Origin of the sequence: Pseudomonas sp. BP6 (assembly GCF_017875935.1) — a bacterium.
Classification (GTDB): Bacteria; Pseudomonadota; Gammaproteobacteria; order Pseudomonadales; family Pseudomonadaceae; genus Aquipseudomonas; species Aquipseudomonas putida_Y.
The window spans coordinates 1,042,939-1,054,894 of record NZ_JAGINI010000001.1 but is presented as its reverse complement, the minus strand read 5'-3'; the positions used below and the strand labels follow the sequence as shown (position 1 = coordinate 1,054,894).

The window sequence follows — 11,956 nt, the reverse complement described above, 5'->3', positions numbered from 1 at the left end:
CGGGTTCAAGTGAGCGCGGTCATCACTGCGGCCTGGTAGGCCGGGCGTTGCTTCAGGCGTTCATACCAGGCTTGAAGGTGGTACATGTCCGGGCGCTCGATGGGCAGTTCGTACCAGGCATAGATGAAGCTACCCAGTGGGATGTCGCCCATACCGATCTGGTCACCGGACAAGTACGGCTGATTGGCCAGGGTTTCGTCGGCAATGGCCAGTAATTGCGCGCACTGCTTGTGCGCGGCGTTGATCGCCACCCAGTCGCGTTGGTCTTCCGGCGTGCGCAGCAGGCCCCAGAACAGGGGCCGGAATGGGGTAGCGAAGGACGATGTGGTCCAGTCCATCCACTTGTCGGCCAGGGCGCGCTGGCGTGGGTCTGCCAGATACCAGCCCTGCTCCGTGCCGTACTCCGCGCACAGGTAGCGGACGATGGTGTTGGATTCCCACAAGGTCAGGTCGCCGTCTTCCAGCATCGGCACCAGCCCGTTGGGGTTGCGGGCGCGGTATTGCGGCTCGTTGACCACGCCGAAGGCGCCGCCGGCGTCGATGGATTCGAAGTCCAGGCCCAGCTCGTGGGCGATCCACAGCGCCTTGCGCACATTGCTCGAATTCTTGCGGCCCCAGATCTTCAGCATGGCAACATCCTTTTGAGTGCGGAGGTGGCACAGTCTACTCCAGACCTTCGCCGCCTGTACGGGCCTCTTCGCGGGCAAGCCCCTACATCGCTCGGTGATCTCGCCACGTACCGTCGTAGGAGCGGGTTCACCCGCGAAAGGGCCGGACCTGCCGGCCAATATCCCAGATCATTCAGCGTCGCAGCACCATCGCATTCGCGGGCAAGCCCGCTCCTACATCAATCGGGGGCTCGCCACATACCGTCGTAGGAGCGGGTTCACCCGCGAAAGGGCCGGACCTGCCGGCCAATGTCCCAGATCATTCAGCGTCGCAGCACCATCGCATTCGCGGGCAAGCCCGCTCCTACATCGATCGGGGGCTCGCCACATACCGTCGTAGGAGCGGGTTCACCCGCGAAAGGGCCGGACCTGCCGGCCAATATCCCAGATCATTCAGCGTCGCAGCACCATCGCATTCGCGGGCAAGCCCGCTCCTACATCGATCGGGGGCTCGCCACGTACCGTCGTAGGAGCGGGTTCACCCGCGAAAGGGCCGGACCTGCCGGCCAATATCCCAGATCATTCAGCGTCGCAGCACCATCGCATTCGCGGGCAAGCCCGCTCCTACATCGATCGGGGGCTCGCCACATACCGTCGTAGGAGCGGGTTCACCCGCGAAAGGGCCGGACCTGCCGGCCAATATCCCAGATCATTCAGCGTCGCAGCACCATCGCATTCGCGGGCAAGCCCGCTCCTACATCGATCGGGGGCTCGCCACATACCGTCGTAGGAGCGGGTTCACCCGCGAAAGGGCCGGACCTGCCGGCCAGTATCCCAGATCATTCAGCGTCGCAGCACCATCGCATTCGCGGGCAAGCCCGCTCCTACATCAATCGGGGGCTCGCCACATACCGTCGTAGGAGCGGGTTCACCCGCGAAAGGGCCGGACCTGCCGGCCAATATCCCAGATCATTCAGCGTCGCAGCACCATCGCATTCGCGGGCAAGCCCGCTCCTACATCGATCTGGGGGCTCGCCACATACCGTCGTAGGAGCGGGTTCACCCGCGAAAGGGCCGGACCTGCCGGCCAATATCCCAGATCATTCAGCGTCGCAGCACCATCGCATTCGCGGGCAAGCCCGCTCCTACATCGATCTGGGGGCTCGCCACATACCGTCGTAGGAGCGGGTTCACCCGCGAAAGGGCCGGACCTGCCGGCCAATGTCCCAGATCATTCAGCGTCGCAGCACCATCGCATTCGCGGGCAAGCCCGCTCCTACATCGATCGGGGGCTCGCCACGTACCGTCGTAGGAGCGGGTTCACCCGCGAAAGGGCCGGACCTGCCGGCCAATGTCCCAGATCATTCAGCGTCGCAGCACCATCGCATTCGCGGGCAAGCCCGCTCCTACATCGATCGGGGGCTCGCCACATACCGTCGTAGGAGCGGGTTCACCCGCGAAAGGGCCGGACCTGCCGGCCAATATCCCAGATCATTCAGCGTCGCAGCACCATCGCATTCGCGGGCAAGCCCGCTCCTACATCGATCGGGGGCTCGCCACATACCGTCGTAGGAGCGGGTTCACCCGCGAAAGGGCCGGACCTGCCGGCCAATATCCCAGATCATTCAGCGTCGCAGCACCATCGCATTCGCGGGCAAGCCCGCTCCTACATCGATCGGGGGCTCGCCACGTACCGTCGTAGGAGCGGGTTCACCCGCGAAAGGGCCGGACCTGCCGGCCAATATCCCAGATCATTCAGCGTCGCAGCACCATCGCATTCGCGGGCAAGCCCGCTCCTACATCAATCGGGGGCTCGCCACATACCGTCGTAGGAGCGGGTTCACCCGCGAAAGGGCCGGACCTGCCGGCCAATGTCCCAGATCATTCAGCGTCGCAGCACCATCGCATTCGCGGGCAAGCCCGCTCCTACATCGATCGGGGGCTCGCCCCGTCGTAGGAGCGGGTTCACCCGCGAAAGGGCCGGACCTGCCGGCCAATGTCCCAGATCATTCAGCGTCGCAGCACCATCGCATTCGCGGGCAAGCCCGCTCCTACATCGCTCGGTGATCTCGCCACGTACCGTCGTAGGAGCGGGTTCACCCGCGAAAGGGCCGGACCTGCCGGCCAATATCCCAGATCATTCAGCGTCGCAGCACCATCGCATTCGCGGGCAAGCCCGCTCCTACATCGATCGGGGGCTCGCCACGTACCGTCGTAGGAGCGGGTTCACCCGCGAAAGGGCCGGACCTGCCGGCCAATATCCCAGATCATTCAGCGTCGCAGCACCATCGCATTCGCGGGCAAGCCCGCTCCTACATCGATCGGGGGCTCGCCACATACCGTCGTAGGAGCGGGTTCACCCGCGAAAGGGCCGGACCTGCCGGCCAATGTCCCAGATCATTCAGCGTCGCAGCACCATCGCATTCGCGGGCAAGCCCGCTCCTACATCGATCGGGGGCTCGCCACATACCGTCGTAGGAGCGGGTTCACCCGCGAAAGGGCCGGACCTGCCGGCCAATGTCCCAGATCATTCAGCGTCGCAGCACCATCGCATTCGCGGGCAAGCCCGCTCCTACATCGATCGGGGGCTCGCCACATACCGTCGTAGGAGCGGGTTCACCCGCGAAAGGGCCGGACCTGCCGGCCAATATCCCAGATCATTCAGCGTCGCAGCACCATCGCATTCGCGGGCAAGCCCGCTCCTACATCAATCGGGGGCTCGCCACATACCGTCGTAGGAGCGGGTTCACCCGCGAAAGGGCCGGACCTGCCGGCCAATGTCCCAGATCATTCAGCGTCGCAGCACCATCGCATTCGCGGGCAAGCCCGCCCTACATCGATCGGGGGGTCGCCACGTACCGTCGTAGGAGCGGGTTCACCCGCGAAAGGGCCGGACCTGCCGGCCAATGTCCCAGATCATTCAGCGTCGCAGCACCATCGCATTCGCGGGCAAGCCCGCTCCTACATCGATCGGGGGCTCGCCACATACCGTTGTAGGAGGGAATGGAACGGTACAGGCGAACAAATGAACTGAAACTCCCACCGCCACACCCTGTCACTGTTCTGAACATGCTGTTCACAGCATTGCGTCTAAGCTGTCTGGAATGGCTCAAGCCCTTGGTTCCAAGGAGGACCGATTATGTTGCTGTTGTGGTTGGTGGTGCTGGTGATCGGCGCGGCGTACCTCACGCACCGGCGCCTGGCGCCCTTGCAGATTCTCGGCATCGTGGCGGCCTATGTGCTGTTGATGGGCATTTTCAGCAGTGCACCCGGCTGGCTGCTGGCGCTGATCTGGGTGGTGCTGGCCCTGAAGATCGCCCTGGTCGCGCTCCCGCAGTGGCGGCGCAAAGTGTTTACCGCCCCGGTATTCCGCTGGTTCCAGCGTACCCTGCCGCCCATGTCGCAGACTGAGCGCGAAGCCATCGACGCCGGCACCGTGTGGTGGGACGGCGAACTGTTCAGTGGCCGCCCCGACTGGCGCACCTTGCTGGCCTACCCGGCACCGAAGCTGACTGAAGAAGAGCAGGCCTTCATCGATGGCCCGACCGAAGAACTGTGTGCCATGGTCAGCGACTGGCAGATCGGTCAGGACCTGGACCTGCCGCCCGAAGCCTGGGCACATATCAAGCAGCATGGCTTTTTCGCCCTGATCATCCCCAAGGAATACGGCGGCAAGGGCTTCTCCGCCTACGCCCACTCCCAAGTGGCGATGAAACTGGCCACCCGCAGCGGCGACCTGGCCTCCACCGTGATGGTGCCTAACTCACTCGGCCCTGCCGAACTGCTGCTGCACTACGGCACCGACGAACAACGCAACCACTACCTGCCGCGCCTGGCCCGTGGCGAGGACATCCCCTGCTTCGCCCTTACCGGGCCGCTTGCTGGCTCCGACGCTGGCGCGATGCCTGACACCGGGATCATCTGCAAAGGCCAGTGGCAAGGCGAAGAAGTGATCGGCCTGCGCCTGAACTGGGAAAAGCGCTACATCACCCTCGGCCCGGTCGCCACCCTGCTGGGCCTGGCGTTCAAGGCCTACGACCCGGACCATCTGCTGGGCGATGAGGAAGAACTGGGCATCAGCCTGGCGCTGATCCCCACCGACACGCCGGGTGTGGAAATCGGCAGACGTCACCTGCCGCTAGGCGCCGCCTTCATGAACGGCCCCAACAGCGGCAAGGACGTGTTCGTCCCGCTGGACTTCCTCATTGGCGGCCAAGCCATGCTCGGCAAAGGCTGGATGATGCTGATGAACTGCCTGTCGGTGGGCCGCTCCATCTCACTGCCTGCCGTGGGTACAGGGGCTGCCAAGTACACCAGCCTGGTCACCGGCCAGTACGCCAATATCCGTGAGCAGTTCAACGTGCCACTGGCGGCCTTCGAGGGCATCCAGGAATCACTGGCACGCATTGGCGGCAACGCCTGGCTGATGGACAGTGCCCGCCTGCTGACCGCCAAGGCGGTGGACCTGGGCGAAAAGCCCTCGGTGCTGTCGGCGATCCTCAAGTACCACCTGACCGAGCGTGGCCGCGAATGCATCCAGCACGCCATGGACGTGCACGGTGGCAAGGGCATCATCATGGGCCCGAACAACTACCTGGGTCGCAACTGGCAAGGTGCGCCGATCTTCATCACGGTCGAGGGCGCCAACATCCTTTCGCGCAACCTGATGATCTTCGGCCAGGGCGCCATTCGCTGCCATCCGTTCGTGCTCAAGGAAATGGCATTGGCCGGGCGTGAAGACCGCGATCAGGCACTCAAGGAATTCGATGACCTGCTGATGAAACACATCCTGTTCGCCGCCGGCAATGCGGCCAGCACCCTGGTCTACGGCCTGGGGCTGGGTCGCTTTGAGCGGGTGCCGGGCGATGCCCTGAGCCAAGGCTACTTCCGCGCCTTGAACCGCCAGGCGGCGGCGTTTGCCATGATGGCCGACCTTTCGATGATGCTGCTGGGTGGGGCGCTCAAGCGTCGCGAGCGCCTCAGCGCCCGGCTTGGTGATGTGCTGAGCTATCTGTACCTCGCCAGCGCCGCCCTGAAGCGCTATCACGATCAAGGCTCGCCCGAATACCTGCAGCCGCTGCTGCGCTGGGCCATGGAAGAAAGCCTGGCCCAGACGGAGCGTGCGCTGGACCGCCTGCTCGACAATTTCCCCAACCGCTTCGTCGGCTGCGCGCTGCGGGTGCTGGTATTCCCCTTCGGCCGCCGCCATAAAGGCCCCGGTGATGAACTGGATGCCGAGGTGGCCGAGCTGATCGGCCGGCGCAAGGGCGATCCGGCACTGGAGGAACTGCTGGCCGGCTGCTACCGCCCGCAGGCACAACACGACCCGGTCGCGGATCTGCAACGGGCCAGTGACCTGCTCGAAGACACGGCACAGTTGAGCAAGTCCCTGTACCAAGCCGTCAAGGAAGGCAAAGTCCAGCCAGCCCCCGGCCAGTCCGGTATCGACGCCGCCGTCGAGGCAGGCGTGCTGCAACCCGGCGAGGGCCAGCGGCTGCACGAAGCCGAACAGGCTCGACGCAAGGTGATCGATGTCGATGCCTTCGACAAGGCGCAGTTGCTCGCCGAACCGGGCAAGGTGCGCTGACCCTTCGCGAGAAACGGGGGGCGGCGTATACTCCGCCCCCCGTTTCAGCCATACCGAGGACCCATTCCATGGCCAACCCCTACCTGGAATATCACCTGCAACTGCTCCAGCACCTGCGCACCATTCTGGTGGCGCTGGGTGAAGCAGAGCAGGTGCCAGAAGAAAGCCACGCCCTGTTCCTCGAACGCTTCGACGAACTGCTGACGCTATTGCCGCAGGATCCGCTTGAGAGCCAGTACCTGGGCCAGGACCTGATGTGTCAGGTGATCCAGCGTTACCCGCAGATCGCTCATCTGGTGCCGCGTGACTTGCTGTGGTTCTTCGCTGGCGATTGCCTGCACTTCATGCCAGACGAGGAGCTGGCGCTTTATCAGCAGCTTGAAGAGCGTCGCCACGAGGCCGAGTTGAACGCAGAGCCATTCGACTGGAACCTGGAAAAGCAACTGCTGAGCCAGAGTGGCCCAAGCAGTACCCATTAACCTGATTTCACGTGCCCTGGTAACGCCAGGGCACCTGTGGAAGCCTACACCTCAAGATCTTGTAACAAAGCGAAAGATCGCAAAGTTGTCCGGCTTATTCCTACAGCCCGATAAATCTCATGACAAATAGAATCAGCGCCGGGGCGAAAACGGGAAACGGGAAAGACCCAGCCCACCCCCGCACTGAAACTTGACCCATTTACCCAATCAGGTTATGTCATGAAGAAGTCCTTAGTACTATCCCTCGGCCTGCTTACTGGCCTGGCAAGCAATGCTGCATTCGCTTCCGGCTCGATATTCTTTGAAGGCCGCATCACGCCCGAAACGTGCCCTATCGAGATCGTCAATCCCGGTGACGGCAATGTCAGTGACCGCGTCGCCATGGGCGAAATTCCCATGGGGCGATTCCCCGATGCCAACGTTGAAGTCCGTGGCGCATCTTTTAACATCCGCGTACCCGACAAAACAGTCTGTGGCATCAGCGAAGACAATGCCTTCGTGAAGTTTGACGGTGCCGCTGATGCCAGCGGCGACTATTTCAGCATTGGTACCAGTGCCGGCACGGCAGAAAACATCTCGATTGTCATCAGGGACAGTTCCAAGGCCTCGATCAAACCCGGTGGAACCTCGGTTGATTACCCACTCAACGCGACAGGCCCAACCGACCTCCGGTTCGACGCCTACTACCGTTCCACTGCCAGCACCGTGACGCACGGCCTTGCATCCGCCCAGGTTCGTTACACCGTCGACTATCAATAATTACGCATAAATTCTGTGCAGTCCTTGCACGGTTAAACCATCCAGGCGTAGTTGTGCGTCTGGATGCAGCGAGTTACCCGATGACCAATCCGTCAACATTCACGATACCCGCCCGCGTCGTTGCTTGCGCCTGCCTGACCTTATTGATGCTTACCCTCTCGGTAAGCAGTCATGCCGCCTTGACATTAAACAACACGCGCCTCGTTTTCAACGGCGACAAACGCAGTACATCCGTCGTTGTTCGAAATCCATCGAAAAGCATCTATGCCGTGCAGGCCTGGATAAATACGGACGCCGACGACAATACGACCAGCGTCCCCTTTGCAACGTCCCCACCGCTGTTCAAGATCAACCCCAACAGTGAACAACTTCTAAAGATAATTGGACTGCCCAATACACTGCCGCACGACCGCGAGTCGCTGTTCTTCTTCAACGTGCAGGAGATTCCGCAAGTCAGCAGCGACACGGGCAATCAACTCAACATCGCCTTGCGCACACGCATCAAACTGTTCTATCGGCCGCACACACTCAAGGGTACGCCGACCGATCACCTGAACTCGCTGACATTTTCCTTGAGCGTACGTAACGGGGTGGAGCAGTTGGTGGTCAAGAACCCATCGCCTTTCCACATCACCTTCAACCGCCTGGAGGTGAATGGCCAAGGCCAGCAAACCACCTTGAAAAACACCGCCATGCTGGAACCCTTTGGCGAAAAAGCCTACCCGCTGACCGGCATCACTCGCGCCTCAAGCCTGCAGGCCCGTTTTTCCATCGTCAATGACTACGGTGGCTTCACCGAACCGCTGAGCGCGCCTATTCAACTGGCCAACTAGGGCCTGCCTCGCACGCAAACAGGAATCGTCATCATGGTCCTCCCCCCACTACGCTGGCGCATTATGCGCCGCCAGCGCAGCGCATTGCTGTGCCTGCTGGGTAGCTCCACCTTGCTCTCAGCGCCCTACTCCCAGGCAGACTCCGGGTTCCAGAGCGGCTTCCTGCGCCAAGTGCCTGGCCAACCGCAAGCAGCGAGTGCCTGGTCGCTGAGCATGTTGACCAGCGATCAGGGGCTCGCGCCTGGCCGCTACCGGGTAGAGGTACAGGTCAATCTTGAACCTGCCGGCCAGCATGAGCTGGACTTCCAGCCAGGCCCGGATGGTGAGCTGCAGCCATGCCTGCCAGCCAGGCTGCTTGGCGAATGGGGAATGCGCCTGGACGCTCTGGCCAATCCAGAGGATCAGGCGAGTGCCTGCCTGGACTTGCTGGCCGTCGTTCCTGGTGCACAAATCGTCTTCACCCCTGCGGAGCTGCACCTGGCCATCTCGATTCCGCAGATCGCCATGCGCCGGAACACCGCTAACCAGGTCGACCCTTCCCGCTGGGACAGTGGTATCAATGCCGCTTTCATCAACTATCAGGCCTCCACCCTGAACGGCCGCAATCGCTCCTCTGACCGTTACAGCAGCAACGACCTGTACCTGAACAGCGGTATCAACCTGGGCGAATGGCGCCTGCGCAGCACCCAGTCCTGGCGCCAGGGCAGCCAGGGCAAGACGGAATGGACCCGGGCACAGACCTACGCACAGCGCGATATACCGGGTACCCTCGCCAATCTGACGATTGGCGAAACCTTCACGGACAGGGAAGTGTTCCGTTCGGTGCCAATATCAGGCGTGCGCGTGGCCTCGGACATGGGCATGCTGGCCGACAACCAGCGCGGCTATGCCCCGATCATTCGCGGCGTGGCACAGAGCCGGGCGAAAGTCGAGATCTGGCAGCATGGTTATCCAATCTACTCGACGTACGTCAGCGCCGGCCCCTACGCCATCGACGACCTGAGTACCGCAGGCAGCGGCGAGCTGGAAGTCGTCGTGACCGAGGCCGATGGCCAAGTCCGCCGCTTCATCCAGCCGTACTCGACCATGAGCAATCTACTGCGCCCAGGCGTATGGCGTTACAGTGCCACGGTCGGGCGCTACAACCCCTCCAGCGACCTCGAGACCCCGCTGCTCTGGCAAGGCACGCTGGCCGTAGGCTCCTACTGGGACACCACCGTTTACGGCGGCTTGATGGCCAGCGAATTCTACCGCGCGGGCAACCTGGGTTTTAGCAAGGACCTGGGCCACTTGGGTGCAGTGGCCTTCGATGTAACGCAGGCGTCCAGCGCAATCGACAATGCCCATGAGCGCGAGGTGCAGGGTTCCAGTTACGCCCTGAAGTATGCCAAGGCCTTCACCACCCAAACCAACCTGCGCTTTGCCGGATATCGCTATTCGACCCAAGGCTACCGTGACTTCGATGAAGTGGTGCGCCAGCGCAGCCAAGACACTACGTTCAGCGGCAGTCGCCGCAGCCGCCTGGAGGCCTCGGTCCACCAGAGCCTGGGCAGGACCAGCTCGCTGACCCTGACGCTGTCGCAACAGGACTACTGGCGCAGCAATGCCACCCAACGGCAATACCAGTTCAACTTCAATACCCATCATCGAGGTGTGGGCTACAACCTGTTCGCCTCACAATCGTTGACCGACCGTTACGGCAGTGATCGTCAGTTCGGCCTGAGCGTGACGGTACCCTTGCATTTCGGTCACCGCGCCAATGCGACCTTCGACCTGCAGCACAACGCCAACGGCTACAGCCAGCGCGCCACGCTCAGCGGCAGTGACAGCGCGCTGAGCTACAGCACCAGCCTGAGCCGTGACGAACACGCCCGCAAGACAGCGGCACTGTCACTCGGCCATCAGGCGCCCTATGCCAGCGTGAGTGCTGGCTATACCGAAGCCCACAACTACCGCAGCCTGTCATTGAATGCCAGTGGTGCGGTGCTGCTGCATGCTGACGGGCTGGAGTTCGGCCGATACCTGGGAGATACCGCGGCCTTGATCGAAGTCCCTGGCGTGGCCAATGTGGGCCTGCAAAACGCAACGGGTACGCGCACCAATTCACGCGGCTATGCACTTTTACCCTACCTGCAACCGTACCGGACCAATTCGGTGGTCCTGGAAACCGACCGTCTCGATCCTGATGTGGAAATCGACAACGGCATCGCCCAGGTAGTGCCTCGCCAGGGTGCAGTGGTAAAGCACCGCTTCGAGGCACGCCGCGTTTCACGCCTTGTACTGACCCTGCACGATACCCAGGGTCAACCGCTGCCTTTTGGGGCCCAGGTGCTGGCCGAGAACGGTACCCAACTGGGCATGGTCGGGCAGGCGGGCCTGGTAATGCTCACCAACCCGAGCCAGGAGCAACCGCTGCAGGTGAGTTGGGGCGACCAGCCCAACGCCGGCTGCCGGGTGCATCTCGATGGACTGGACGCTCCCGTCGTCGACGGCTATCGCCAGCAAACCCTGACCTGTATCTAGCAACCTTCACGCGGTGCAGCCGTACCCACGGCCGTACCGCGTCTTTCAGGACCCCCATGAAAAGCATCAACAAGACCCTTTTCCAGGCGCTGCTCACCACCCTGGCATGGCCGGCTGCAAACGCCATGGCCATGCCGGTAGACCAGACCCGCTGCGAGTTCGAACCGCTGATCAGCGCAAACCTCAAGGTCCATGTCCGCGACCTGAACACCCTTTATGTGCCACGCGATGCGCGGATCGGCACAACGATCGGCACCCCAGAGCTGTTCGAAGCCACTCTCGACCAGAACAACCTTGCCCTCCTGTGCAGGACCTACGGCGAGCGGATAAATTTCAACTTCCAGGCCGCCCGCGGGGTACATCCTCCGCTGCCTGCGGTTGATGGGCGCTTGCTCGACGCCCCCGTCCTCAGGACCAACATCCCAGGCATCGGAGCGATCGTAGAGTTGCTGCACCCCTTCCTCGGTGGCACCGACCAGTTCATCCCCGACAGCAGGCCGCCCAGGGTGCCGTTCACGGCCTATTACGAGCAGACCCAGTTGGGCCCGGCCACGCTAGCCACGTTCAGGCACAGGATCACGCTGGTCAAGACCGGCGATCTGCCGCCCGGCGAGCATCAGCTGGATGGCGTACTGGTGACCGGCCATCTGGACTGGGGAGGCTTTGGCAAAGTTCTGGAATACACCCTCAGGGCAATGGTCATCCAGACCCAGTGCGATGCTTCAGCAGACGTCAGTGCCAACCCGGTGGACCTTGGCGAATGGAGCGTCAACGACTTCACGGGCCCAGGCTTCACCACGCCTCCTGCAGCATTCCAGGTCCGCTTGAGCAACTGCCAGGTGGACCCTGACCCGGGTAACGAGACCCTTGCGACCATCGAACTCGATGGCATCAATGGTTCTCGACCGATTGGCCCTGCGGATGAAAACGTGTTCAGCCTGACCGACGACTCCGCAGCCCGTGGCATAGGTATTCAGATGCTGTACAACGGGGTCTCGATGCCCCTGAACAAAGAGATCGACCTGGTACCCCTGACAAGCAATAACGTGCCTTTGAATTTTCAGGCTCGCTTCTTCCAGACAGAACCCAACAGCAACCTGCGCCCGGGCTTGGCCAAGGGCGCCTTGAACTTCACCATTCGCTACCGCTGAATGCGACGAGGCCGGT

Annotated in this window: 7 protein-coding genes; 6 read left to right on the top strand and 1 reads right to left on the bottom strand. The window is 62.3% G+C overall.

Going from position 1 to position 11,956, the window contains the following annotated elements:
* Positions 1 to 5 precede the first annotated feature (5 nt).
* Positions 6 to 629, bottom strand: a complete 624-nt coding sequence (locus J3A98_RS04710) for a glutathione S-transferase (protein ID WP_209964399.1) — start codon at positions 627 to 629, stop codon at positions 6 to 8.
* 3,118 nt (positions 630 to 3,747) lie between these two features.
* Between J3A98_RS04710 and J3A98_RS04705 the strand changes: the two genes are divergently transcribed.
* The 6 genes from J3A98_RS04705 to J3A98_RS04680 all read left to right on the top strand — a co-directional run bounded on the left by J3A98_RS04705 (position 3,748) and on the right by J3A98_RS04680 (position 11,940).
* A complete protein-coding gene (locus J3A98_RS04705; protein WP_209964394.1) occupies positions 3,748 to 6,195 on the top strand; it encodes an acyl-CoA dehydrogenase in 2,448 nt (815 codons plus the stop codon).
* Between the two features lie 68 nt (positions 6,196 to 6,263).
* The gene (locus tag J3A98_RS04700; protein ID WP_010952919.1) at positions 6,264 to 6,674 is read left to right on the top strand and encodes a PA2817 family protein; all 411 of its coding nucleotides are present in this window, start codon (positions 6,264 to 6,266) and stop codon (positions 6,672 to 6,674) included.
* A 219-nt stretch (positions 6,675 to 6,893) separates the two neighbouring features.
* The gene (locus tag J3A98_RS04695) at positions 6,894 to 7,433 is read left to right on the top strand and encodes a fimbrial protein (RefSeq protein ID WP_209964392.1); all 540 of its coding nucleotides are present in this window, start codon (positions 6,894 to 6,896) and stop codon (positions 7,431 to 7,433) included.
* 80 nt (positions 7,434 to 7,513) lie between these two features.
* Positions 7,514 to 8,266 (top strand): molecular chaperone, encoded by a 753-nt coding sequence (locus J3A98_RS04690; protein ID WP_209964389.1) that lies wholly within the window; start codon positions 7,514 to 7,516, stop codon positions 8,264 to 8,266.
* Between the two features lie 33 nt (positions 8,267 to 8,299).
* On the top strand, positions 8,300 to 10,789 hold the full coding sequence (locus J3A98_RS04685) for a fimbria/pilus outer membrane usher protein (RefSeq protein WP_209964386.1): 2,490 nt from the start codon (positions 8,300 to 8,302) through the stop codon (positions 10,787 to 10,789).
* Between the two features lie 56 nt (positions 10,790 to 10,845).
* Entirely contained in the window at positions 10,846 to 11,940 is a 1,095-nt protein-coding gene (locus J3A98_RS04680; RefSeq protein ID WP_209964383.1) for a fimbrial protein, read from the top strand.
* The last annotated feature ends 16 nt before the right edge of the window (positions 11,941 to 11,956 follow it).

Excerpts from the sequence above, each read along its gene's own strand:
- J3A98_RS04710 (WP_209964399.1), bottom strand. The coding sequence starts at position 629 with ATGCTGAAGATCTGGGGCCGCAAGAATTCGAGCAATGTGCGCAAGGCG.
- J3A98_RS04705 (WP_209964394.1), top strand. The coding sequence starts at position 3,748 with ATGTTGCTGTTGTGGTTGGTGGTGCTGGTGATCGGCGCGGCGTACCTC.
- J3A98_RS04700 (WP_010952919.1), top strand. The coding sequence starts at position 6,264 with ATGGCCAACCCCTACCTGGAATATCACCTGCAACTGCTCCAGCACCTG.
- J3A98_RS04695 (WP_209964392.1), top strand. The coding sequence starts at position 6,894 with ATGAAGAAGTCCTTAGTACTATCCCTCGGCCTGCTTACTGGCCTGGCA.
- J3A98_RS04690 (WP_209964389.1), top strand. The coding sequence starts at position 7,514 with ATGACCAATCCGTCAACATTCACGATACCCGCCCGCGTCGTTGCTTGC.
- J3A98_RS04685 (WP_209964386.1), top strand. The coding sequence starts at position 8,300 with ATGGTCCTCCCCCCACTACGCTGGCGCATTATGCGCCGCCAGCGCAGC.
- J3A98_RS04680 (WP_209964383.1), top strand. The coding sequence starts at position 10,846 with ATGAAAAGCATCAACAAGACCCTTTTCCAGGCGCTGCTCACCACCCTG.